The sequence below is a fragment of the Pseudomonas sp. MWU12-2037 genome, from assembly GCF_023242345.1.
Taxonomy (GTDB): Bacteria; Pseudomonadota; Gammaproteobacteria; order Pseudomonadales; family Pseudomonadaceae; genus Aquipseudomonas; species Aquipseudomonas gingeri_D.
The window spans coordinates 579,570-601,383 of the sequence record NZ_JALLIZ010000001.1 but is presented as its reverse complement, the minus strand read 5'-3'; the positions used below and the strand labels follow the sequence as shown (position 1 = coordinate 601,383).

Genomic DNA, 21,814 nt, shown 5'->3' with positions numbered 1-21,814 from the left:
AACGTAAAAGTTAGCGTGATCATAAACGAATAGCCTGCGGACCAGAAACGCTGATGACTCATATTTCATTGGGTGGCCGGGACCCGACACGCTATCGTAGCGCTCTAAAGCCCTGCTCTTTTAAAGTGATCCAATCCAAATCAACACTTGGAGTAACAGAAGATGATGGCGAGCCCATACAAACTGATCAGCACCAAATCCATTATCAACTTCACAGCCGCTATCACCATGACACTCAGTTGCACCTACGCCTTTTCACTCGATGCCAGCAAAGCACCAGGCCATAACTTTCCAACGCTGACCAGCTCGTACCTTCTCCAGGATTTCAATGACGCCAACCTGCCAGAAGAAATATCGATAACCGACAACTTGCAGAATTCATATTTCTACACAAACTGCTACACATCAAACAATTGCCACAAAGGCGTGCCTGAGGGCGCCATCATTTTCAGCACACCCTCAGGACTCAAAGCCACCGCCCACAGCGACTACCCCCGCGTTGAGCTGAGAGCCAAGAGAGAATTCACCATCGGCGGCCCACTGAATGCCAGCCAATCCGGTGAAGCCTATATCGTGCAGAACCCACACACCAAGTCCATTATCTTCGCGCAGATTCATGGGGATAAACCAGGTGGATCGGAGCTGCTCAAGCTCCGCTGGAAGGACGGCGCCATTATTGCGGGAACAAAAACGCACTATGGCGACAAAGAGAGCCGATCAACCTTGTTATCCGGCATCAGCCTTAACGACAAAATAGATTACACGATAGAAGCCAAAGGCTCTGACAATGAAATGACCTTGCGGGTTAAGGTGACAGCGGCGGGTCAAACATCAAGCAAGACGTTCATCTTTCCGAAGTCAGGATGGGACGGCGTAAATTTGTATTTCAAAGCCGGGAATTACAATCAAACCTCTGACACCACCGGGGATGTAGCTATTGTGGCGTACAGCGCCCTGAATATTAATTACGAATAAAAAATGGAAGAAGCGCAAACATTGGCACAGCGGCCAGTATCAGGGCACCGGTGTCAGGACGGGGCTTCCTGAGAAATACGCCGTCAGGTTTTCAATGACCAGTTGCAGCGTGGCGGTGACCGCTTCCGGTGAGCGCCCCGCTATATGCGGCGTCAGGATCAAGTTATTCAGGTTGGCAAATGCCGCCGGCACCTCAGGCTCGCCTTCCACGACATCCAGTGCCGCCCCGGCGATTTCCCTGTTTGTCAGTGCCGAGATAAGTGCAGCGGTATCCACAACGCTGCCTCGGGCGATATTGACCAGATAGCCGTCGGGGCCAAGGGCTTTCAGTACCGTGGTGTCGACCAGATGAAATGTCCCCGCACCACCGGGCGTGGCCACGATCAGGAAATCGGCCCAGCTTGCCAAGGCCACCGGCGTATCAAAATAGGTGAAGGGCGAGTCGTGTCGCGGATGACGGCTGTGATACCCCACCGACATCTCGAATCCGCCGACGCCGCGCCGGGCAATCTGCTGCCCGATATTGCCCAACCCCAGGATCCCCAGTTTCTTTTTCGAGAGCATGGGACGTGGCTGTCTGGAGTGGGCCCATTGGCCGTGACGAACGGCGGCGTCGGCCTGTGGTATGCCTCTGACAATGGCCATCAACAGGGCGATCGCATGGTCAGCGACCGAGGCATCATTGGTGCCAGGACCGTGTGTCACGACGATATCGCGTGCACGAGCCGCAACCAGATCGACCTTTTCGTAGCCCGCGCCCTGGGCGCAGATGATCTTGAGTTGAGGCAGGGAGGCCATTTCGTCGGCCGAGAGTCCCGTAGACCCGTTTGTCAGAACGGCTTGAATCTGAGGGCCGAGCGCCTTGAGCGTGCCGGCCTTCGCTTCAGCCGACAACGCCACATGGGTTTTGAAGCCGGCGGTTTCCAGTCGAGCCAGACTCTCGGGGGCCAGCTCGATCAGAACCAGGAGATCTCGGACCATGGACAGCTCCTCTCGGCCTAGCCTGTGCGGGTTTGGGGTGCCCCCCGTCCCTCTTGTTCCTAGAAGGATTCGACTGGCTTTTTGGCGGCCTCAGCCACCTTATTAGCTTCAAGCTTTGGGAAGCTGAATCTGATAATCAGTGCCGAGTCAGCGCCCTCCCCTGTCAACATAAGCTCCGCCGAGCGAACGTTGTCTGGCAACGCCGCCAACTGCGCGGCAATATTGGAAAACTTCTTCTCTCGATCCACACCTTCGATAAAGGTATAGCTCAACGTGCCGCCACTCAGGCCTCCAGACTCATAACTTTGAAGTTTGGACGCAAACACATCTCGACTGGGGGCGGTCGCGGCCAGCTGAATCACATCCAACTGCGACTTACCATCCGACAGGGCAGACAATTTGAACGTCTTGCCCAGCGTCCCGGCAACACTCGCATATAAATCCTGATCAAAAGGACTGACCAGGGAAACCATGATCAACTTGGCGCCGGAAAACACCAACGCTGCCATAAACTTGTGTTCAATGAAGTCGACATTATCAAGGCAAAGCGCTGTTGCTCCAATCTCGGCAGAGCAATCGTAGTAACCATCAGCCGCTTTGTAATCGGCCATTGGCGTTCCATACACATAACTTTTGAAGAGGTTGTCGCCGGCCATGGCACTCAACGAACAGGCCGCCATCCCCATACCCACGAACAGGCCTGCCAGTAGCTTCTTTTTCATCAATTCACATCTCTATGCGATCAAAGAGTCAACAGTGGCCGAATGCTACCAACCTTGGCCTTTCTCTGTCTTCCTCAATCCCACAATGACGCCAGTTTGACCATGCCCGCAGAGGCAACCAGCAAAAGCCCCCTGAGCGGTTTCATTGACCAAAATCAACATCTGAAATCACATTGATATCACGCTGAACAGCAGGGGTTCCGCCGGGGCAACGCTCCAATCAGCATCGCCAAGCCCTGCAAGCCACCCCTACGGCAAAGGACCGCTGTTATCCACAATAACAATCCGCGGTTTATCCTGAGGTAGTGCTTGATGAATCTCTCTCATTTGCTCAACCGGGCCCACCCCTCGTCGTCGGGCACCCTGCGCAGCTTGCTCGATGCCCTGGAAGACTCCGGCCAGATGACCGAAGGGACCTCTCGGCGGACCAAGACAATTGCCGATACACTAACGGGGCTGACACGCCGCGGTTGAAGGCCCCCCCAGCAATAGCAGACCCCGGGAACGATAGGGCCGCGTAAGCCACGCGCGCCCATCGTCCCCGTGCTTCACCCACGCTACAGGTATTCCCATGTCTATCCGGATCTCATCAAATGCCCACCCGGCCAAAGCCAACGCTTAACCTGCGCACTCTCATCCTGCTGATTGCACTACTCTCCGCAGTCACCACCCTGGCCAACAGTTTCTGGGTTATCTACAAGGTTCAGAAACAGGAACTGATTACCCACGCACTCGATAACAACAAGGACTATGCCTCAAGAATCGCCGCGGGTATCGAGCAAGTCCTCAGCTCCGACATCGACAAGCTCAAATACAGCGCCAGTGTTATCGGCAAGGGTTTTAACGACCAGGGACGCCTGGGTGACGAAGCCCTGCGATTGCTGAATCAGGACAACAGTTTCAATTCCATCCTGATGGCCAACGCCTCCGGCACGGTCGTGGCATCGGCGCCAGAGAGTCTGAACATCAATGGCCAGGCGCTGCGCAACACAGAGCCCCTGCAAAGCCGCGAGCCGAAGATCAGCAACGCATTCAAGTCGATCGCCGGCAATCTCGTGATCTTCATCTCTTATCCCGTATTCGGCGCCAGGGGAGAATACCTGGGCCTTATCGGCGGGACCGTCCGGCTCGACCAGGAAAACGCCCTGCACACCCTGGTCGATCAGCATGTCCGCCATGACGGGGCCTATGTTTATCTGGTCGACAAAACACGTCGCGTGCTCTATCACCCTCGACCCGACAACATCGGCACCATCGTGGGAGATGACCCCATCGTGGATGCCGCCTTGCAAAACAGGAACGGTAGCCTCCAGTCCCACGATGCCAACGGCATCGAAATGCTTGCCGGCTTCGAAACCGTGTCCAGCAGCGGCTGGGGCGTGGTTTCACAACAGCCGCTCAACAATACCCTGGCGACGCTGAATCACCTGATGATCAAAGTCGGCAAGGGAATCGCCCCCCTGGGACTGCTCGGCCTCGTGCTCATCTGGTGGTCGGGGACGAAGATAGCCAGCCCCCTTTCCCTGCTGGCCAGGTATGCGAAACGCCTGGATGCGCCTGACAGCTACAAGCGCATCAGTGCGGTTTCAGCCTTTTTCAACGAAGCCTGGCAAATCCGTCGGGCCCTGCTGTTCAGCGTCGGCCTGCTGCAGGAAAAGATCAGCCGGCTGAACCGGCAGGCCCAGAGCGATGCGCTGACCGGGCTGGCCAATCGCCGGGCCATGCAAGATGCGCTGACGCTCTGGGAGGAAACCGGTCATTCATTTGCCGTTGTGTCCCTGGACATCGATCACTTCAAGCGGGTAAACGACACCTTCGGTCATGGTGCGGGCGATGAAACCCTTCGAATCGTCGCCGACCTGATGAAACAGAACTCACGGGCGAACGACTTGCCCTGCCGGGTGGGCGGTGAAGAGTTTGTGCTGCTGCTCCCGGACAGCTCGCTCAAGACGGCGGCCGAAGTGGCCGAACGGCTTCGGGCCTCGATCGAAAGCAAAGCCATCGATACCGTCGGACACATCACGGTTTCGTTCGGCGTTGCCCTCTGGACGCCAGAGAGGGAATCCGTCGCCGCCGTATTCGAGAAGGCGGACAAGCTGCTGTACCGGGCCAAGCAGAACGGCCGCAACTGCGTGATGGTGGAAGAAGCGGAGCTACCCGAGAAAACCTAGACTGGCGCCGGGCCGACCACGTGATCGTTGCTCGGCACACTTGGCCGCCATCAGGGTACATCTCTGCGTCAGTCGTCCAGGCGCAGCCCCATTTGCTCTTCATCATAAAAGCGTCCGCCGACCCACAGCACGCGGGGCTTGATGCCGAAGGACTCGAAGCCAAGCGAGCGATAGAAGTTGCTGGCGGCGAAGTTCTCGGTATTGACGGACAGATGGAGCTGAATGACGCCAGTCGCCCTGGCCTGCGCGACGACGGCTTCGAAGAGTTTGCGCGCGACGCCTTGTCGACGATAAGCCGAATCAACAAAGACGCCCCATACAAAGCCGGTGTGCTCGGCCTGTCGAACAGGCTCACGGTGCAGGCTGGTGACCCCTATCAGGTGTTCTCCGGCAAAGGCCCCGAACACAATCTCATGCACAGTGGCATGAAGCAGGGCCTCGGTTTGCGCCACCGGCCACGCCAGCTCTTCCTCGGCCGTTGGCCACATGGTGGAGGGGGCATCGACAATCGCGCGAAGGCGGATTTCCCTGTACGGTTGCGCATCAATCTCCGACAGCGGCCTGATAATGATATGGCTGTCTTGCATAGACGCGAAACCTCTTCTGCGAATTGAAAGTCAAGTTCCGGCATGCTGTGTCAGGCCGGGTGCCTGGCTGTTGAGTCTGAGGACTCTATATAGGGGTATAGCTGAGACCGGCGATATTCGCTGATGCGTTGAAACACCTCAAGCTTTCGAACATGAAACTTTTCGAGCAGGCGAAAGGACCGATCAGTCGCTCAGGAGAAGCTTATGGAAGTTGCTCAAGCATGCACAAATCGACACCAGGGAACATGAAAAAATGTGTCAAAAATAGCTACAATTTGATACACCTCCATAAGAAGGCATTTATTAAAACTGTTGCCATCCCCAATAAATGATAGCAATCGATAAAAACAGCATCCCTAAGTAAAAAGGGACGACGAACCAGCGCCTGAGGGTTATTGGAATGGACTCCAACTCTTGCTCGGTAAGCCACCCACGTCGTATGCAACGCGTTGAAAACACGAAAAGCCCACCGATGGCAAACGTCCTCGCCATTCGGTCGTTATAGGAGTTACCTCTCCAGTATCGGCGTTCCGCCATCACCACCACATTATCCTTGAGGTAAACCTCAGCCAGATCCAGCTTGGTTTTAGCGACATAGGCCGAAAGACCGAGACCAAAGAAATTCAGGAGCAGAACTAGAAAAGCACCCGCGATCTCTAACGTCATCATCAATGTGCCCTCTCATAAATCACATCCCCTGTAAACTCTCCCGCTCCTCCCCCGAGCAGTCCGCCGATATAGCCACCTGCGGCTCCAGCAATGATTCGGCAACTCAACGCTCCCCATCCCCCTGATACGATGCCCAATCCAAGGCCGCAAACCAGCAGCCCCGCACGTGCTCCAAATTTTCCTCCGTAGTAAGAGCCCGTAATCCCGCCCGCCGCTTTGGCCCCTTCCACATAGCGCGCCTTCCTGCACTGTTCCTCCCGCCCCATCGAACACGCCTCCTGAATCGCCAACCCCGCCGCCCCCACATCCAGCGCCATGCCTACATAGCCGCCTTTGCTCAAGAAACGAGAAGTACTGGCAATCTTATTGATCCGCTGCGCGTACCCGTCGATATCCTGGCGATGCAGGTAGCGTCGGGTAGAAATACCGAGCATCTTCTTGATCGACTTGTTATGCCGCAGGCTGGTTCCGTAATGGCCGACGCCCTGGAGTTGCGTGTCCAACTTCTGGAACAGTACCTGCCGCTTGGCGATGAACTCAGCCCTGGCTGAAGCAGCGCCTTTCAAATGCTGCTGATGCAGTTTTTCGATTTCCTTCAAGGTGTCCTCAACCCCACTCAAATGCCGTCCCCAGGCCGCCGTGGTGCTGCCGATGCCAATCGAGCTATAACCCAGCAACCCCTGCAACAAATCATAGTTGTTCAGGATCTCGACACCTGCCCTGGGTTCGAGGCTCAGGGCCAGATCGACTTCCCGGGCCCGGGTCATCAACCAGGCTTCTTCAAAGGTGCAGGAGGCCGTGCTGTCGTCGGGTACGATCACCAGTTGCCCTGGGGTGACCATCGAGCGGCGCAGGTGACTATTGGTCGTGTCAAACTTGGTGAACGCATGTGAGCCGCGCTGTATCAGCAACTGGCTTTTTAGACTGGGGTAATGGGTGGTCTTTTCATTGATGAATCCGTGCGCCATGCTCCACATCCTTGATGTGTGAAAGATGACGATGGATATAAGGGCAGATAAACACTGAAAAAAAGAGCAGCTTCGCTGCTTAATACAGATCCTAACTAATTATCAGAAAAATCCTACTAATCAGCCAATACTGATAATACCTTACAAAATAGGAGCGTGCTCGCTCGACCGCGATCAAATAGCCCGTGATCATTTCGTTGAACGCCACGCCATGCCGCGTCAGGGCCTTATGCGCGATTCAACAAACCACAACACATCACAACCAGCTTGCAGACTCAATCCTGGATCGTTTCAAATCCCCCCCTCACTCCGGGACTGAACACCAAAGCCCTACCCTCGGAGATCTGTAGTGTCCCCAAAGCATTGGCGTTCCTATGTCAGGGTGTACAAAAAAACCGCCGATTAGGGCAGCTTTTGCTGATTCAAAGGTACTTCAGCCGGCAAGGCGGCCGACAGGCTCGAATTCGGCACCCTGAGCAAGGGCAACGTCAAGGAAACGGTTGCGCTTGTCAGAGCGCTTGACCAATGCGGCACGGGCCTCAGCCTGGAAGCGAGCGGCCATCATCGGCTTGGGTTCATGCCTAGGCTTTTTCATAGACACCTCACGGGTCATGAGATTTGATGGAATAGCATTACTGCTCAACGGCAATAACAAGGCGGCCGGTCGGAGGATCTGGTAGCGGTATCCATTTCCACGATTTTTAGACATGTAAAACCAATGGGACAATGCTGATTGCCACCAGAATAACGCCTGAGAACTAGATGGGTTGGAGCCTTTCGTTTCGAGGCGTTACATAGCGCTTTCCGCTGACACCAATACAGAGTCAGCTAGGCTGGAATCGTTGGACCAAGGTGCAAAACGGTTGCGGGACCAGCCCTGAAGGTAGGGTTGTGTGTACCCGCCGCAATCATATGAGGCGTAAGGTCATGAGCCGCCAGGGCTGATGTCGATGCCCATCGCTCCATCAAAACAAACTGGTCATCATTGCCAGCAACCCGATGAAGATCGTATTGCAGGCATCCCTCTTCATTTCTGACCAGTGGGGCAAGCTTTTCAAATGCATCAATCTGCGCCTGCCCTCGCCCTGCCTGGGTGGAAATCAAAACAACCAGCTTCACTTCACTCGACATAAACAGGCCCCATGCTGGTATTCAGAAGTTTGATTGCACATTGCGGTAATGCCACCGATCCCACGGACATGGCAGGAAAGCATGATTGGCGCCCGTACAGCAAGCCGGGTCGGAGTAGCACTTGCCCTTGGGGGCCATGCTGGCAATGTCTTTTCGGCATCCAGCCCTGAATAACCAATGACATCAAATTGATATTGCAGCTTCAGAATTGTCAGCTAGCCTTATCGGCCAGGACGTTTGAAACCTCGGCCCCAATAGCCGGCCCATAACGATGCTCCTCTTTCATGGAAGAAGACATGACCAGCCCAGGTGTCACCTCGAGTGTGCGACACCCCTCCTTCGCCCTGACAGCCCTTCCCCTGCCGAGCCGGGTTGCCCCGGCCTTCGCTGACAGTAGATTTCTTTCTCCTGCACAGGCGCACAGCAGTGCGCGGGTACAGGCGCGGTCGACACCCACCATCTGGTTTCCATAGAGAGAGGCGACATCATGAAGTTATCGCAGCTTGCGCATCCTCCTGTTCCTGTTCCCATTCCCCCGTCCGAAGTGGTCCTCCACCTTCCCAAGGACCAGTACCTGCACGTCGGCGCACCGACTGAATGGTGGTGGCACACCGGCACGCTCAAGGCAGGCGAGCGTGTCTTCGGCTTTGAGATCAACACGGCGGCGTTCTATCCCCTGGGATTCTTCCAGGTGATGCTGACGGATGTAGAGAACCAGAAGCACTATCAACTGACCTCCTTGATTCCGGGTATCAAGGATTGGGCGGAAAGCGACCCGAGCAAGGACTGGTGGGTGAAACAGACAGGCCTCGACGGCGTGTCCTATGTGACGATGAAAGCCCCGCAGGCTGACCCGACCAAAAACATGCAGGTAGAAGCCGTGATCGTGGACACGGACACCAAGACGGTCGTGAAGTTTTCGTTGAAGATGTCACAGGAAGGACGTCCGCTGTTTGTATGGGGCCATGGTGTGCGGGACTACCCGGAAAAACCGGGCGGCCTGAAGCAGAACAACTACTACTACTCGCTGACACGGATACACACGGAGGGGACACTGACCGTCGGTGACGATAAGTTTGCTGTGGAGGGGCTTACGTGGATGGACCACGAGTATGGCAACTTCGGAGACGCTGCCCACCCGGTCATGTGGTTCCTGCAGGCCATGCAGTTGGACAACGGAGTGCACATCTCGCACTACACGACATTCAGCAAGAGTGCTCCTGCGCCAAAGCTCGATGTGCCGGTGCCGAGCAAGGCAACGATCGAGTTCCCCGATGGAACCACCTACTTCCAGACGGATTGCACGATGACGCCGACCGGAAGAACCTGGACCGGTCCGACCGGCGTGGTGTTCTTCATGGAGTTCAAGGTCGAGATTCCATCGTTCGATGCCGTGCTCCATGTGGTCAGTTTGGTGGATGCGCAAGACTTTCCCTTCCCCACGCTTCCTGGCACAAAGCCCAGTGATACCTATGAAGGCGTGGCCAAGGCCAGCGGTACCTTCAAAGGCAAGCCGGTGCAGGGTACGGCCTGGAACGAGCAACAGTCATAGGGGGATGGCCCTGATGTCTTTGTTTCAGACATTGGGGCCGGTCTTGCCTACACCTGCAAGGCGAAAAACTGTCGGGCGTCTGGAGTCTGTTTTGCATCCGGCTGGCCGGCAAGAATGCTAACGGCGCCCCCTTTTCCCTCATCACAATTCATCGGTGACGGGCACCACCAGATGAAAGATGCAGAGCAAAACAAATAGTATCCCCAAGTACTGGGGGAGTTTGAACCATCTCTGCAAGGCTATTGGAACAGGCTCAAGTTCTTGTTCGGTGAGCCATCCTCGCCGTATATAAAGCTTCGGAAACATGAAGAACGACCCGACAAAAAGCACCCTCATAATTCGACTGTCATAGGAGTTGCCTCCCCACCATCGGTGATGACCGGTCATCCAGGCATTATCCTTGAAGTATGCCTCGGCTACATCCAGTTTGGTTTTGGCAAGATAGGCCAACAAACCAATACTAAAAAAATTCAAAAACAGGAACAGAACAGCGGCCACGTTCTTCAATGTCATCATTAGCGTGCTCCCTCATAAATTAAATCACCGGCACGCTCCCCCCAACCGCCACTCATCGTCCCGAGGGCATAGCTACCGACAGCTCCGCCAATAATCCCGCAACTCAAAGCGCCCCATCCTCCCGAAACGACACCCAACCCAACGGCGCATACAATACCCCCGACATGGGCTCCAAACCTGCCTCCGGCATAAGACCCCGCAATCCCTCCCGCCGCTTTACCGCCCTCCACATACCAGGCTTTTCTACACTGCTCCTCCCGCCCCATCGAACACGCCTCTTGAATGGCCAATCCTGCAGCCCCCACGTCAAGCGCCATACCTACATAGCCGCCTTTGCTCAGAACACGGGAGGTATTGGCAATCTTGTTAATCCGCTGCGCATATCCGTCGATGTCCTGGCGATGCAGATAGCGTCGGGTGGAAATACCGAGCATTTTCTTGATCGACTTGTTGTGCCGCAGGCTGGTGCCGTAATGGCCGACGCCCTGGAGTTGTGTGTCCAACTTCTGGAACAACGCCTGCCGCTTGGCGATGAACTCGGACCTGGTCGAAGCGCCGCCTTTCAGATGCTGCTGATGCAGCTTTTCGATCTCCTTCAAGGTGCCCTCAACCCCGGTCAAATGCCGCCCCCAGGCCGCAGTGGAACTACCGATGCCGATCGAGCTGTAACCCAGCAAACCCTGCAACAAATCATAGTTGTTCAGGATCTCGACACCCGCCCTGGGGTCGAGACTCAGGGCCAGATCGACTTCCCGGGCCCGTGTCATCAACCAGGCCTCTTCAAAGGTGCAGGACGCCGTGCTGTCGTCGGGTACGATCACCAGTTGCCCTGGGGTCACCATCGAGCGGCGCAGGTGACTATTGATCGTGTCGAACTTGGTGAGCGCATGTGAGCCGCGCTGTATCAGCAGCTGGCTTTTTATACTGGGGTAATGAGTGGTCTTTTCATTGATGAATCCGTGCGCCATATTTCACATCCTTGATGTATGAAAAATAGCGCTAGATATAAAGGCAGATAAACACCAAAAGAAGAGCGATACCGCTGTTTGAGACAGTTCCTAGACGACCACCAGAAACATCCCACACACTAGAAAAGTTAAGCTCCCGTAGGCTGACAAGAATGGTAGCCAATCCTCCGTTAATATCCGCAAGGAGCTCTTTCGTGACTCATATTTTGCTGTCACAAACGGTCGCAAGAATCTCCAACCTGAAGAAAAATCCAATTGACTCCGTGACGGCTGACGGCAACGTCCCTGTGTCCCCCATCAATCGCAACGAGCCAGCACTCTACTGCGTTCCCGATACAGAGTATGAGGCTATGATGGAGCTCTTGGAGGACATGGAACTGGTCGCTATCTGCCATGAACGTGAGAACGCGCCAACCATAAAGATCTCCCTTGATGATCTATGAACCGGAACTCTGAAAAGAGGACGGTTTTCCAAGGGGGCGTGCCTGCCCGATCGCCATCAGATAACACCTGATCATTTCGTTGAGCGACACGCCACCCGATACAGGGTCAGGCCATTAAGCGCTGCTCAACGACCCGCAGCACATCACAACCATCTTGTAGCAACAGCGCGGCCACGCCAGAAATACGCATCAAATCGATACCATCCGAGTGATGAGTGCTCATGCACGACACGCTGTCCAGCATATCCCGCGCAGACGTAATGCGTTGGGCGGCACAGGCCAGCAGATCATGCAGTGGGGCTTGTCTGTCGATGAAAAGGATGGTGTGTTCGGTGGGTTTGGATGAATCGAGGGGGGGTGTAGTCCATTTGGTAAAGCTCCTGTTGATTACCAAGAGCTACCACCATTCGCGGCCAAGCGAGTGAGGGTGGCAGCTGTACACGGGTTGGCCGACCAGGGCAACAGGTCCCGGCACACCCGAAGGTGTCCCGCGCACAGCCGCCATGAAACCACATCACAGGCATAAAAAAAGCGCCTGCAAGGGTGAGTTGGGCGCTGGTGCGCCTGCTGCAATTCCGACCGGCCAAGGTCGCTCGCAGAATTTGCTGCGAAGTTCGACTATAGGGCGCGGAGTGTGCCTATGCAACCGAAAGTGGTGAAGCAGCAATCTTCGGCAACACTCAAAACCTGAGCCTCATTCGCCACGCAAGCCCGTGCCGAGTACAGACTGTGCCACAGCGACGGGCCGTTCATGCCTTTGAACTCCCCCCCCAATCCGAGCCATCTCGACGCTTCCGCATCACCCCGATGATGGATTGGGCGGACTAGCCTAGCCATCCCAATACCTATTGATGTTTTCCCGCCTGAAAAAGTCTGATGTAGCAATTTTTAAGCAAGGGCTTTCACTCAAAAATAGACGCCCTTGCAGAAAACTACGTCAAAGACGTATGATCTGCGCATGCTGACAATTATCGAATCCCCACTGTTTAGCAAGCTTTGGCCCGATTACTGGACTGAAGAAGAACGTGGTGCCTTCATGTCCTATCTGGCCAACAACCCGGATGCGGGAGCGGTCATACCCGGTTCTGAAGGTTGCCGAAAAGTACGCTGGAGCATGGATGGCCGTGGCAAAAGCGGTGCCGTGAGGGTGATCTATACCACGCAACTCGCTAGCGGAGCATTGGTTGCCCTGCTGATCTACGGCAAAGGTGCTACCGAGAACATACCGGCGCATGTCCTGCGCAAAATCGCAAAGGAGATGAATCATGGTCCTGACTGAAAAAGAACTCTTGGCGCGTGATGCCAAACGCAACCTAGGCGAAGAGCTGTTAGCCGCCATCATTGATGTGAAGGCCGGCCGCCATGGTGAAGTGCATCGGGTAGAAGTGACCGAGGCCGCCGAAGCACGCAGCAAGACGGGGCTGTCACAACCCAAATTTGCCGAACTGCTAGGCGTGTCGGTGCGAACGCTTCAGGAATGGGAGCAAGGGCGACGCTCTCCGTCTGGTGCTGCCAGATCATTGCTGCATATCGCGGCACTTCGACCTGATGTTTTTCGGGACGTATTAGCAAGCTAAGTTAAAAGCGAGCCCGGTAGCCTAGTAGATTGCGGTGCCTGTGCGCCACGCCCCTAGATATAGGAAGCCCTGTTGCCCGATGAGGACAACAGAGCTTTGGCATGAGGGAAAACGTGTCGTGAATCAGGACTTCGAGCCCATCCTTACGCTACGCCAGACCGTCACAGGCTGGCGAAATGGGCATTTTCAACCATAAGCCCTTACCGGGCTAGAATCTACCCTAGTTTTGCTCTAATCGTTTTGACCACTCAATTCAGCTATGCTGACCTCCAGTGGTCAGGGTTACCTTTGCTGGTATCACGTACACGCCCTACCAAGGGGCTGTGCCCCAGGGCTTTAGCCGCTTTAATGGCGGCCTCCTGCGTTCCGTGACGAATCCCATCAACGCTCGTTCCACCGGCATGCTCAAGCACATAATGGTCGATTGCCGCGCCGTCTGACCTGCCCTTCGGACGCGGCTCCACATACACGTTAGCCATATTCATAATCCCTTATCTGCCGTCATTGGCATCAAACACGATGGCTCAATCTAAAGAAAATTCAAGCCGTCGAAAGAAAATAGGAAATGGGGACGGATTTATTTAACTCAGGCTGTATCAGCCCAACGCGCCCACACTTTCACGAACACCGGATGCGAGATCCTCCAGGCTTGCTCCAACATGAGATGTTCTGCGCATGACATAATTATCGCCGACTTTATCGAGATCAAAAGTCATCAATGTATCGGGAACAACAAGATCACTATCAGCGACATTTATTTTCACACAAAACATCCCCATCATATGCAACTGAACGAGAACATAAACATCGCTTGCAACGCACACTGTTGCAAGAAGATAGCTAAAATTCAATTCTACGGGGAAAGCGGTAGGCAACAATTTCAACTGCAATATCGGCCCATTCCACGCCATCGACGAATCGATTTTCCCGTTAAGAATATATTGCCTCATAGACTCGAACTCATCACCAAAGCGGCGGCTTTCATCAAGTACGCTGAGCAAGTAAGTGAACGCTATTTTCGATAATCCTCGATCACGATAGCCGACACTCCAGTCCAAAGAAAAACTCATAGAAGCATTTCCTGTAGCTAAGCAACTTGCCATTGCTAAGAGCTGACGCCGATTCGCCCAAGCTACGAACATTTCTAAAAGGTCACGCCAGCCGTTAGCCGTTATGAGGTCGCCGTCGGCCCAAAACGCGACGCCGACCGCCGTCTCTGGTACGTCATTCACGACCTTATCAAAGAAGTCTAGAGCGAGCGGGCGCGAGAGGGTATCAGGAAGAAAAAAATAGCTGATCGGCGCTTTATCGGCACTGGTCAAAATCACCTGTGGCGGCCGATAAAGTCCCGATGCCCCTAACCCCAATCGGATCGGTGGAAATCCAGGCTGAATCTCTAGACTCAGCGGATGCCCATGTTGGTCGAACCCAAAAATAGGAGCGTTACGTCGTCCTCGCAATCCTAGTTGAGCCCGTATCATCGAAATGAAATTCGATCCTTTCAAAAATTGCTGTTCGAAAGAGGAGTTACAACGTGTCTGACATCCATGGCATGATGCGCGCTTCAAGAGAAAATTACTGGCAAGAGCTTTAGGAATTATGTGCTCGTCGGTGAGCATGTCTTTTTCTTCACAACAAAAAATGCACTGCATATCTTCCTCCAACAAGTTGCATCATGCCGCCCCTATGTTACAGCTTGTCAACCCAAACAATTGCAGTATGACCAACGAACCAGCAAACTTAAAATAACGCATCCCCCTCCCCCCCCTTGCCAAACACTGCTTACTTAAGCAACCGAGTATCCAGCCCAAACTGCTCCTGCGACACAAGCCTGAACTGCTCAGCCGCCAAATCGCAGCTCACCAGCAAATTCCAGGAATGCCGAGTCACCGCCGAAGGGATCAGCACGAAGGGATGCTGCGCCAACAACTCATCAGCAAACTGTCGCTGATTGGGCGAGGGTAACGAAGGGACAAGCCAATTCGGGTTCGGCACATCTTCTGGCTGCACAACCTTGATAAGCGATGAATCCAGCACCTCAAAGCACGTCAGCACATGGGGCACCCTATCCAGTGCATCAAACCCCAAGTGGGCCGCAACTTCCAGAATAGCCGTGGACGGGTCGGACGACGCATAAATCACCCGACGGCCGGGTGGGTTCCATCGGCCACCGGATCGTTGCGCACCAATGCCACTGTCCCACGTGTCCTTGTAGATCTCGCGGTCGAGACGCCAAGCGTGCCACCGCCCGTCCCAGGGCAATGGATTCATTGGTAGACCCCGTGTTCAATCCGGGTCAGGTAATCCTCCACCATCTGGAAGCCAAGCGAGTTCTCGATCAGTTCCAGCGGGACATTACCGTCCAGGTACTTGCAGGGTTTCTTCAGCCAATCCTCAGCCAACTGCTGGCTGCCAAACACGTTGGTGGCGTGCTCCAAGGTCTGGGCATACTGAAACGCAACCGTACTTTGCTGCTGGTTCAGGCGTACCGGCTTGGTCTCTTTCGCCAAACGCTGGACGGTCCTGACAGACTTCCCTGTAATGCGCTGAACCAGGTCGTGCTCCATGTACAAAGCGGATGTTGAAAGCATGTCCCTGACGTCACTCAGGTCAAAGCCTTCCTGCGTGTACCGGATAATCAGCATGCGCTCATCACCTTTGCGGCCATGTAATAGCACCTCAGTAGGTTTTCTGGTGACGCTCGCTGTCCCGGGCACCCTCTCTGTTTTTCCTGTGGATTTAACGGTTGGCTTGTTAGCTGGCTTCGCTGCGGACATGGCGGTGACCTCCCTACGACATTTGGCACAATCATAGCGCCAAATGTCGCGATGCGAGCAGCTGAGTTTATCCGCCTAAGCGGCGCGTTCTTCATCTGCTTCCAGCGCGGCATCCAAGGAGAGTGCTTTCGCGCAATACAGCAGAAGGGAGAATGGGCAGCAGCAATAAGGGTAGTGGAGCACTCGAAGCGCTCAAGCCAGCATTTGAAGCGAAACATTTCAAACGCCTGCTGCCCCTGTCCACCCCGGCGATCAACCCCATTTCCTGATAAACTGCGCCCCATTCAGCCTCACGCCACTCAAGCCCGCGCCCTGCCCCATCCGCGCCGGCTGCGCCTACAGCGACAGACCTTCCATGCCTTTGAACGACGCTACACCTTCCCGCCCCGAGCCATCTCGACGCTTTAGCGTTGCCCCCATGATGGACTGGACTGATAGACATTGCAGATTCTTCCTACGCCTGCTCTCCAAGCACACCCTGCTCTACACCGAAATGATCACCACGGGCGCCATCCTTCATGGCGACCATGAACGGTTCCTGCGTCACAACGAAGCCGAGCACCCACTGGCCCTGCAATTGGGCGGCAGTGTGCCGGCTGATCTCGCCGCCTGCGCCCGTATGGCCCAGGACGCCGGTTACGACGAAGTGAACCTCAACGTCGGCTGCCCCAGCGACCGGGTGCAGAACAATATGATTGGTGCCTGTCTGATGGGGCATCCGGAGCTGGTGGCCGATTGCGTGAAAGCCATGCGCGATGCCGTGTCGATTCCGGTCACGGTGAAACACCGTATTGGCATCAACGGCCGTGACAGCTACGCCGAACTCTGCGATTTCGTGGGTAAAGTGCAGGAAGCCGGTTGCCGCAGCTTCACCGTGCATGCGCGGATCGCGATTCTGGAAGGCCTGTCGCCGAAGGAGAATCGGGATATTCCACCGCTGCGGTATGACGTGGCCGCTCAGTTGAAGCGGGACTTTCCAGGGCTGGAAATCATCCTTAACGGCGGGATCAAGACGCTGGAGCAGTGTCACGAGCATTTGCAGACGTTTGATGGGGTGATGCTGGGCCGTGAGGCATATCACAACCCGTATCTGCTGGCTGAGGTGGATCAGCAGTTGTTTGGCAGTGAAGCACCGGTGATTTCACGGGCGGAAGCGTTGGCGCAGTTGCGGCCTTATGTGGCGGCGCATATTGCCGATGGCGGTGCGATGCACCATATCACCCGGCATGTGCTGGGGCTGGGTACCGGGTTTCCAGGGGCGCGGCGGTTTCGGCAGTTGCTGTCGGTGGATATTCACAAGGCCAAGGATCCGCTGGCTTTGCTGGATCAGGCTGGGGAGTTGTTGGAGGGGCGGTAACGCGATCGGCTAGGGACCGCGTTATCGTTCTTCGCGGGCAAGCTCCGCTCCCACAGGGGACCGCGTAGGACCGTATTGTCGTTTATCGCCGGTTCAAGCCGGCTCCAGGTTCGAGAGAAGCGCAAAAAGGGCGGCACCTGGGAGGGTGTCGCCCTTTTTTGTACGCGCTCGGCGTCAATCGGTCAGGAACGCTCCAGCGCATTCACCAGGTCGTGAAAGGCTTCGCGGTTCGAGTCGTTCAGGCCCATCAGGATCTTGTGCGCTTCCAGCACCTTGACCCGCACCACCTCTTCCGACTGGTCCTGCGACGGCAGGTCGGTCAGGCAATCCGTGCACGGGATCGGATGGTTGACGATGTTGAAGACCTGGTCAAAGCCCATGGACTGCAACAACCGGGTGATGTCTTCGTGGGTGGTGACCACGGTCGGCAACAAGCCCACCTTCTGCCGCGACAAGATCGACAGTTTGGCCAGCAAACCCAGCGTGGTGCTGTCGATGCTGCGGGTTTCCGTCAGGTCGATCACGATCGCCGAAAAGTTCAGCGCCGTGAAGATCCTTTCAATTGTTGCATCCAACGCTGAACAGAGGGTCAGGCGAACTTCACCGACAAACTTCAGAACGAAGGTGCCATCCTGCTCGGCGAACTGGATTCTACCGGTACTCATCAAATGTTCCTGCTCAACACTAACAGGGCGATATCATCCGGCATCTCCCCTAGCGTGGCCAATCCAAAGACCTGGCGCAAGCCATCCAGGCTGCCCCCGGCTGTTTTTACCAGTTCAGGTAAAGCAGCCTCTTTCTCTTTGAGTGTATCTTGCTTCAAAAGGTCCAGAATGCCATCAGACATTAGCGTCAAGCTGAACGTCGGCGGCAGTTCCAGGATGTGATCTTCATAGGTGGCTTCGTTGAACAAGCCCACCGGCAAACCACGCCCTTCCAGGTAACGCACGCTGTCCGGGGTGTAGAGCACCGGCAACGGCAAATGCCCACCAATGCTGTAGGTCAGCAATCCGGTTTCTTCATCGATCACGCCGCCGACCATGGTCACGTGCTTGCCCAGCTTGCAGTTGATCAGGCCACGGTTGATATGGCCCAGCACCTGCGACGGGGTGAACTCCGGCAAGGTGCCGTTGCGCTTGGATTCGAACAGCAGGCGCGTGGTCATGAACTTCAGCAGCACGGTGACGAACGCCGATGACGCACCATGGCCGGACACGTCCGCCAGGTAGAACGCCACGCGGCGCTCATCGACGCGGAAGTAGTCGACAAAATCGCCCGACAGGTACAACGACGGAATGATCTGGTGCGCGAACTGGAAGTCGTCGATGCTCCACGGGCTGGTCGGCAGCATGTTCATCTGCACCTGGCGACCGGCGTTCTGGTCTTCCTGGAGCAGGTGCAGGCTGGCTTCGAGCTCGCGGTTGGCGGTTTCCAGCTTCTCGCGGTAGCGCTGGTTCTCCAGCAGCAGCCGCGCACGATCCAGCGCCCGGCGCACGGAGTGCTCCAGGACGGCAAGGTCCTCAAGGGGCTTGATGAGGTAGTCCGCGGCACCCAGGCGCAACGCTTCGACAGCGTCGTTCATGACGCCCGCGCCGGACACCACGATAACCGGCGTCTGCGGCGACAGGTCGGTCACCTGACGAATCAGCTCGAGGCCGCCCATCTGGGGCATGCGCAAGTCGCAGATCACCAGATCAGGCTTGGACTGCTCGAATACCTCAAGACCCTGCAAGCCATTGCCGGCCTGCAGGACGCTGAATCCGCTGTCTTCCAAGTAGGCCGCAAGGCTTGCACGCACTACTTCGTCGTCATCAATTATCAGCAGCGTGGCACTGGTTTTTTGCATGTGGGCAAACGGCGCCAGAATTAGGTTGGCGTAGACAGCAAGGCAACGTGCCCGACTCGTACTACTGGATTCGCTTTCTAGCCTCTCTGCCCCGAATCGGGTCGGACGATCACGTCCGGTGCATCGGTATCAGAGGTGCCCTTCTAAGGCGCAGACGGTACTCCCATCCGCCGGGCGTTTCAAGCTCATGCCGATGGTCGCCTGACGTCTTTACACCTCAAATCACCGGGAGTTATAAGAACAGTGCAAACCACAACGGAATCGAAGGACAGAAGTGATGAGCCGAACCGATCAGGACTATAGTGAAAAGCGCGATTACATCCGTATGCGCGTCGACGCCGATGTGACGCTGATCCATGCCGGGCTGGAGATTTCCGCGACCTGCCTGGACCTGTCGAGCAGCGGCATGCAGATCGCCGCGCCACGGGCCTTCAAGGCCGGCGACACGTTGCTGGTGCGTATTGATTCCGACCATCCGGCGCTCAAGGGCCTGGAGGCCGAGACGGAGGTGGTCTGGGTCCAAGACGAAGGCGGCGGCCAGCGGCTGGGGTTGCATATCCTCAAGATGAACTGAGGCCCGCCAGGCACAAAAAAGGCGACCTCGTGAGGTCGCCTTTTTCATTTACCCGACAAGCCCTTAGAAATCGTCTACAACCTTGCCGTCCTTGACCTTGAACTCGCGGTTCTGCAGGTAGGCGTTGCGGATGAAGATGTACTTGTCGCCGGTGATCAGCTTCTCGCTGGACAACAGGCTGGTGCGGGTGTCGATCACTTCCGCGCCGAGCGCCATGTTGCGCGCCGGAATGTCGTTCATGTAGCGCCAGGGCTGGGTGTAGGTGTCGACGTACTTGGACGGCGCGTCACGCAGGGTGCTCGGGCCGAAGAACGGGATCACCACGTACGGACCGCTGCCCACGCCCCAGTGCCCCAGGGTCTGGCCGAAATCTTCGTCGTTACGCTGCAGCCCCATTTTGGTGCCGACATCGAAGAAACCCGCGACACCGAAGATGGTGTTGAAGAAGATCCGCGAAGTATCGACGCCCGCCGCGTGCGGCTTGAGCTGCAGCACGTCGTTGGCCAGGTTCTGCACATCGCCGATGTTGCGGTACATGTTGTGGATGCCGTCGACCACGAACTGCGGCGTCACCGCCTGGTAGCCCTGGGCCAAAGGTTTCAGTGCGTAGGTGTCGAGCACATCGTTGAACTTGAAGATGGGGCGGTTGACGCTCTCCCATGGATCTTCGTCTGCCGCCTGTGCGGCAAATGGCACCAGCGCAACGCCGGCACACAGGGACAGTTGAGCTAGACGATTGATCCAGCGCATAAAAAGAACTCCTTGGATAACACGGGGCTGGGCAACCGCACCCTCGAAAAGCGGCCAGTATAAAGCGGATAACTTCGATTAGGCAGTCTGCTCGAGACAAGTCCTGCAAAGATTTACAGATGACACGGGGGCAGGCCGCCGTCATCCTACTGTCATGGCAGTGTCTTAACCTGCGGAGTCATTTCAGGGACGTTGCCATGCCATTACCCGCCGCCGTACCGCTGCCCGCGCCCACCGCCCTGCTCTTTGGCCTGAGCGGTTGCCTGGTGGACTTCGGCGCCCGCGCCCGACCTCACCTGGACCCGGGCGAGCACAACCACGCGACACCGGGCGCCCTGGAAGTACTCCAAGGCCTTCAACAACGCGGCGTACCCTGCGCCTGGCTGGATGAATTGCCCCACAGCCTCAGCGCCCCCCTTGCCGCAACCCTGCCGCACTGGGTCAAAGCCTCCCGCCCCCCGGCCAATTGCGTTCAATGGCCGGCGCCCAACGCCTGCTGGCATGCGCTGATGACCCTCGGCGTGGGTCAACTGGACGGCTGTGTGCTGGTCAGCGGTGAGCCGCGCCTGCTGCAATCGGGCCTGAATGCCGGGCTCTGGACCATCGGCCTGGCCTCCTGCGGGCCCTTGTGCGGCCTGTCGCCCGTGGAGTGGCAGGCATTGCCGCAAAAGGAACGGGAACGCAAACGCGGCAAGGCCACCGTCGAGCTGTTCGGCCTGGGCGTGCACTCGGTGATCGATCACCTGGGGGAACTGGCGACCTGCCTGGACGATATCGCCCTGCGCCGGCTCAAGGGCGAGAAGCCCTGACGCGGCGATCTTGATCAAGGTCATGCAGGCCGCGCGCGAGTGGATTACTCTGACATCAGGTACAGACCTTTATCGCCACATGGCGGTCTATGTGCCAGAGATTATCCAAAGAGGAAGTACCACAATGCCTGCCCGCGAACTGCAAGACCAACTCAATACCCTGCGCGTGCAACTGGAGCAGAACCCACCGCTCTCACCGGAAGAGCGTGAACACCTGCACGTGCTGATGCAGCAGATCGAAGCACAAATCAAACTGGAAACCCTGAGCCAGGACGCCAGCCTGGCGGACGGCGTCAACCTCGCCGTGGAGCGCTTCGAGATCAAACACCCCGCCATCGCCGGCACCTTGCGCAACATCGTGCAAACCCTGGGCAATATCGGTATCTGAACAGGGCCATGCACCGGCCCGTCCCCCTCCGACGCAGCAGCGGCTGTGTTCAA

The 21,814-nt window shown here is 56.2% G+C and carries 27 protein-coding genes; 11 read left to right on the top strand and 16 right to left on the bottom strand.

The features are described from left to right. The first annotated feature begins 162 nt into the window (after positions 1-162). Positions 163-975 carry a polysaccharide lyase family 7 protein gene (locus M5B42_RS02680; protein ID WP_248744951.1) on the top strand — a complete coding sequence of 271 codons (813 nt, stop codon included), beginning with the start codon at positions 163-165 and terminating at the stop codon, positions 973-975. Positions 976-1,014: 39 nt separating this feature from the next. Here M5B42_RS02680 and M5B42_RS02675 read toward each other — a convergent pair whose 3' ends face one another. Together M5B42_RS02675 and M5B42_RS02670 are read right to left on the bottom strand one after the other, a co-directional pair. Next, positions 1,015-1,956 carry a 2-hydroxyacid dehydrogenase gene (locus M5B42_RS02675; protein WP_248744950.1) on the bottom strand — a complete coding sequence of 314 codons (942 nt, stop codon included), beginning with the start codon at positions 1,954-1,956 and terminating at the stop codon, positions 1,015-1,017. Between the two features lie 59 nt (positions 1,957-2,015). Next, entirely contained in the window at positions 2,016-2,678 is a 663-nt protein-coding gene (locus M5B42_RS02670) for a hypothetical protein (protein WP_248744949.1), read from the bottom strand. 312 nt (positions 2,679-2,990) lie between these two features. Between M5B42_RS02670 and M5B42_RS02665 the strand changes: the two genes are divergently transcribed. Then, positions 2,991-3,152: a hypothetical protein gene (locus M5B42_RS02665; RefSeq protein ID WP_248745021.1), complete on the top strand. Its 162-nt coding sequence runs from the start codon at positions 2,991-2,993 to the stop codon at positions 3,150-3,152. A 119-nt stretch (positions 3,153-3,271) separates the two neighbouring features. After that, positions 3,272-4,849 (top strand): sensor domain-containing diguanylate cyclase, encoded by a 1,578-nt coding sequence (locus tag M5B42_RS02660; RefSeq protein ID WP_248744948.1) that lies wholly within the window; start codon positions 3,272-3,274, stop codon positions 4,847-4,849. A gap of 68 nt (positions 4,850-4,917) precedes the next feature. On the opposite strand, the gene M5B42_RS02655 is transcribed toward M5B42_RS02660, so the two are convergent. From M5B42_RS02655 to M5B42_RS02635, 5 genes are all read right to left on the bottom strand, one after another. Then, positions 4,918-5,436: a GNAT family N-acetyltransferase gene (locus M5B42_RS02655; RefSeq protein WP_103495754.1), complete on the bottom strand. Its 519-nt coding sequence runs from the start codon at positions 5,434-5,436 to the stop codon at positions 4,918-4,920. Positions 5,437-5,739: 303 nt separating this feature from the next. Then, entirely contained in the window at positions 5,740-6,105 is a 366-nt protein-coding gene (locus M5B42_RS02650) for a hypothetical protein (protein WP_177103532.1), read from the bottom strand. Then, positions 6,105-7,073 (bottom strand): hypothetical protein, encoded by a 969-nt coding sequence (locus tag M5B42_RS02645; RefSeq protein WP_248744947.1) that lies wholly within the window; start codon positions 7,071-7,073, stop codon positions 6,105-6,107. Before M5B42_RS02645 ends, M5B42_RS02650 begins: the two co-directional genes overlap by 1 nt. Before the next feature lie 433 nt (positions 7,074-7,506). After that, positions 7,507-7,782: a hypothetical protein gene (locus M5B42_RS02640; protein WP_248744946.1), complete on the bottom strand. Its 276-nt coding sequence runs from the start codon at positions 7,780-7,782 to the stop codon at positions 7,507-7,509. A 119-nt stretch (positions 7,783-7,901) separates the two neighbouring features. Then, positions 7,902-8,204 carry an antibiotic biosynthesis monooxygenase family protein gene (locus tag M5B42_RS02635; protein WP_103495755.1) on the bottom strand — a complete coding sequence of 101 codons (303 nt, stop codon included), beginning with the start codon at positions 8,202-8,204 and terminating at the stop codon, positions 7,902-7,904. A gap of 487 nt (positions 8,205-8,691) precedes the next feature. Between M5B42_RS02635 and M5B42_RS02630 the strand changes: the two genes are divergently transcribed. Further along, positions 8,692-9,756 carry a carotenoid 1,2-hydratase gene (locus M5B42_RS02630; RefSeq protein WP_248744945.1) on the top strand — a complete coding sequence of 355 codons (1,065 nt, stop codon included), beginning with the start codon at positions 8,692-8,694 and terminating at the stop codon, positions 9,754-9,756. A 141-nt stretch (positions 9,757-9,897) separates the two neighbouring features. On the opposite strand, the gene M5B42_RS02625 is transcribed toward M5B42_RS02630, so the two are convergent. Further along, on the bottom strand, positions 9,898-10,272 hold the full coding sequence (locus M5B42_RS02625) for a hypothetical protein (protein WP_248744944.1): 375 nt from the start codon (positions 10,270-10,272) through the stop codon (positions 9,898-9,900). Beyond that, positions 10,272-11,240, bottom strand: coding sequence for a hypothetical protein (locus M5B42_RS02620; RefSeq protein WP_248744943.1), 969 nt, complete (start codon positions 11,238-11,240; stop codon positions 10,272-10,274). Before M5B42_RS02620 ends, M5B42_RS02625 begins: the two co-directional genes overlap by 1 nt. 194 nt (positions 11,241-11,434) lie before the next feature. On the opposite strand from M5B42_RS02620, the gene M5B42_RS02615 reads away from it, so the two are divergent. Further along, complete coding sequence (locus M5B42_RS02615) at positions 11,435-11,683, top strand: plasmid stabilization protein (protein ID WP_177103534.1); 249 nt, start codon at positions 11,435-11,437, stop codon at positions 11,681-11,683. Positions 11,684-11,789: 106 nt separating this feature from the next. Here M5B42_RS02615 and M5B42_RS02610 read toward each other — a convergent pair whose 3' ends face one another. Beyond that, complete coding sequence (locus tag M5B42_RS02610) at positions 11,790-12,077, bottom strand: hypothetical protein (protein ID WP_248744942.1); 288 nt, start codon at positions 12,075-12,077, stop codon at positions 11,790-11,792. 564 nt (positions 12,078-12,641) lie between these two features. On the opposite strand from M5B42_RS02610, the gene M5B42_RS02605 reads away from it, so the two are divergent. Both M5B42_RS02605 and M5B42_RS02600 read left to right on the top strand, forming a co-directional pair. Then, positions 12,642-12,962: a transcriptional regulator gene (locus M5B42_RS02605; RefSeq protein ID WP_177103536.1), complete on the top strand. Its 321-nt coding sequence runs from the start codon at positions 12,642-12,644 to the stop codon at positions 12,960-12,962. Further along, entirely contained in the window at positions 12,949-13,260 is a 312-nt protein-coding gene (locus M5B42_RS02600; RefSeq protein ID WP_121138781.1) for a helix-turn-helix domain-containing protein, read from the top strand. Before M5B42_RS02605 ends, M5B42_RS02600 begins: the two co-directional genes overlap by 14 nt. A 596-nt stretch (positions 13,261-13,856) precedes the next feature. Here the strand turns inward: M5B42_RS02600 and M5B42_RS02595 are convergent. The 3 genes from M5B42_RS02595 to M5B42_RS02585 form a co-directional block, all read right to left on the bottom strand. After that, entirely contained in the window at positions 13,857-14,912 is a 1,056-nt protein-coding gene (locus tag M5B42_RS02595; RefSeq protein WP_248744941.1) for a hypothetical protein, read from the bottom strand. 130 nt (positions 14,913-15,042) lie between these two features. Further along, positions 15,043-15,531: an RES domain-containing protein gene (locus tag M5B42_RS02590; RefSeq protein ID WP_177102194.1), complete on the bottom strand. Its 489-nt coding sequence runs from the start codon at positions 15,529-15,531 to the stop codon at positions 15,043-15,045. Then, positions 15,528-16,037 (bottom strand): antitoxin Xre/MbcA/ParS toxin-binding domain-containing protein, encoded by a 510-nt coding sequence (locus tag M5B42_RS02585; RefSeq protein ID WP_152737435.1) that lies wholly within the window; start codon positions 16,035-16,037, stop codon positions 15,528-15,530. Before M5B42_RS02585 ends, M5B42_RS02590 begins: the two co-directional genes overlap by 4 nt. 355 nt (positions 16,038-16,392) lie before the next feature. Here M5B42_RS02585 and dusA point away from each other — a divergent pair, with 355 nt between their 5' ends. Next, positions 16,393-17,394 carry a tRNA dihydrouridine(20/20a) synthase DusA gene (gene dusA / locus M5B42_RS02580; protein ID WP_248744940.1) on the top strand — a complete coding sequence of 334 codons (1,002 nt, stop codon included), beginning with the start codon at positions 16,393-16,395 and terminating at the stop codon, positions 17,392-17,394. A gap of 182 nt (positions 17,395-17,576) precedes the next feature. Here the strand turns inward: dusA and rssC are convergent, their stop codons facing one another. Beyond that, positions 17,577-18,059: an anti-sigma factor antagonist RssC gene (gene rssC, locus M5B42_RS02575; RefSeq protein ID WP_103495766.1), complete on the bottom strand. Its 483-nt coding sequence runs from the start codon at positions 18,057-18,059 to the stop codon at positions 17,577-17,579. Next, on the bottom strand, positions 18,059-19,240 hold the full coding sequence (rssB, locus tag M5B42_RS02570) for a two-component system response regulator RssB (protein ID WP_248744939.1): 1,182 nt from the start codon (positions 19,238-19,240) through the stop codon (positions 18,059-18,061). Before rssB ends, rssC begins: the two co-directional genes overlap by 1 nt. A 277-nt stretch (positions 19,241-19,517) precedes the next feature. On the opposite strand from rssB, the gene M5B42_RS02565 reads away from it, so the two are divergent. Continuing rightward, a complete protein-coding gene (locus tag M5B42_RS02565) occupies positions 19,518-19,814 on the top strand; it encodes a PilZ domain-containing protein (RefSeq protein ID WP_103495768.1) in 297 nt (98 codons plus the stop codon). Positions 19,815-19,877: 63 nt separating this feature from the next. Here the strand turns inward: M5B42_RS02565 and M5B42_RS02560 are convergent, their stop codons facing one another. After that, positions 19,878-20,564, bottom strand: coding sequence for a VacJ family lipoprotein (locus M5B42_RS02560; RefSeq protein ID WP_152737433.1), 687 nt, complete (start codon positions 20,562-20,564; stop codon positions 19,878-19,880). Between the two features lie 197 nt (positions 20,565-20,761). Here M5B42_RS02560 and M5B42_RS02555 point away from each other — a divergent pair, with 197 nt between their 5' ends. Then, positions 20,762-21,373 carry an HAD family phosphatase gene (locus M5B42_RS02555; protein WP_248744938.1) on the top strand — a complete coding sequence of 204 codons (612 nt, stop codon included), beginning with the start codon at positions 20,762-20,764 and terminating at the stop codon, positions 21,371-21,373. Between the two features lie 124 nt (positions 21,374-21,497). After that, positions 21,498-21,761 carry a DUF4404 family protein gene (locus M5B42_RS02550; RefSeq protein WP_152737431.1) on the top strand — a complete coding sequence of 88 codons (264 nt, stop codon included), beginning with the start codon at positions 21,498-21,500 and terminating at the stop codon, positions 21,759-21,761. Positions 21,762-21,814: the final 53 nt, after the last annotated feature.

Coding starts and splice junctions, on each gene's coding strand:
- M5B42_RS02590 (WP_177102194.1), bottom strand. CDS start 15,531: ATGAATCCATTGCCCTGGGACGGGCGGTGGCACGCTTGGCGTCTCGAC.
- M5B42_RS02630 (WP_248744945.1), top strand. CDS start 8,692: ATGAAGTTATCGCAGCTTGCGCATCCTCCTGTTCCTGTTCCCATTCCC.
- M5B42_RS02650 (WP_177103532.1), bottom strand. CDS start 6,105: ATGATGACGTTAGAGATCGCGGGTGCTTTTCTAGTTCTGCTCCTGAAT.
- M5B42_RS02645 (WP_248744947.1), bottom strand. CDS start 7,073: ATGGCGCACGGATTCATCAATGAAAAGACCACCCATTACCCCAGTCTA.
- M5B42_RS02605 (WP_177103536.1), top strand. CDS start 12,642: ATGCTGACAATTATCGAATCCCCACTGTTTAGCAAGCTTTGGCCCGAT.
- M5B42_RS02555 (WP_248744938.1), top strand. CDS start 20,762: ATGCCATTACCCGCCGCCGTACCGCTGCCCGCGCCCACCGCCCTGCTC.
- M5B42_RS02565 (WP_103495768.1), top strand. CDS start 19,518: ATGAGCCGAACCGATCAGGACTATAGTGAAAAGCGCGATTACATCCGT.
- M5B42_RS02600 (WP_121138781.1), top strand. CDS start 12,949: ATGGTCCTGACTGAAAAAGAACTCTTGGCGCGTGATGCCAAACGCAAC.
- M5B42_RS02675 (WP_248744950.1), bottom strand. CDS start 1,956: ATGGTCCGAGATCTCCTGGTTCTGATCGAGCTGGCCCCCGAGAGTCTG.
- M5B42_RS02625 (WP_248744944.1), bottom strand. CDS start 10,272: ATGATGACATTGAAGAACGTGGCCGCTGTTCTGTTCCTGTTTTTGAAT.
- M5B42_RS02660 (WP_248744948.1), top strand. CDS start 3,272: ATGCCCACCCGGCCAAAGCCAACGCTTAACCTGCGCACTCTCATCCTG.
- M5B42_RS02550 (WP_152737431.1), top strand. CDS start 21,498: ATGCCTGCCCGCGAACTGCAAGACCAACTCAATACCCTGCGCGTGCAA.
- rssB (WP_248744939.1), bottom strand. CDS start 19,240: ATGCAAAAAACCAGTGCCACGCTGCTGATAATTGATGACGACGAAGTA.
- M5B42_RS02670 (WP_248744949.1), bottom strand. CDS start 2,678: ATGAAAAAGAAGCTACTGGCAGGCCTGTTCGTGGGTATGGGGATGGCG.
- M5B42_RS02620 (WP_248744943.1), bottom strand. CDS start 11,240: ATGGCGCACGGATTCATCAATGAAAAGACCACTCATTACCCCAGTATA.
- dusA (WP_248744940.1), top strand. CDS start 16,393: ATGCCTTTGAACGACGCTACACCTTCCCGCCCCGAGCCATCTCGACGC.
- M5B42_RS02655 (WP_103495754.1), bottom strand. CDS start 5,436: ATGCAAGACAGCCATATCATTATCAGGCCGCTGTCGGAGATTGATGCG.
- M5B42_RS02680 (WP_248744951.1), top strand. CDS start 163: ATGATGGCGAGCCCATACAAACTGATCAGCACCAAATCCATTATCAAC.
- M5B42_RS02665 (WP_248745021.1), top strand. CDS start 2,991: ATGAATCTCTCTCATTTGCTCAACCGGGCCCACCCCTCGTCGTCGGGC.
- M5B42_RS02595 (WP_248744941.1), bottom strand. CDS start 14,912: ATGCAGTGCATTTTTTGTTGTGAAGAAAAAGACATGCTCACCGACGAG.
- rssC (WP_103495766.1), bottom strand. CDS start 18,059: ATGAGTACCGGTAGAATCCAGTTCGCCGAGCAGGATGGCACCTTCGTT.
- M5B42_RS02635 (WP_103495755.1), bottom strand. CDS start 8,204: ATGTCGAGTGAAGTGAAGCTGGTTGTTTTGATTTCCACCCAGGCAGGG.
- M5B42_RS02560 (WP_152737433.1), bottom strand. CDS start 20,564: ATGCGCTGGATCAATCGTCTAGCTCAACTGTCCCTGTGTGCCGGCGTT.
- M5B42_RS02640 (WP_248744946.1), bottom strand. CDS start 7,782: ATGTCTAAAAATCGTGGAAATGGATACCGCTACCAGATCCTCCGACCG.
- M5B42_RS02585 (WP_152737435.1), bottom strand. CDS start 16,037: ATGTCCGCAGCGAAGCCAGCTAACAAGCCAACCGTTAAATCCACAGGA.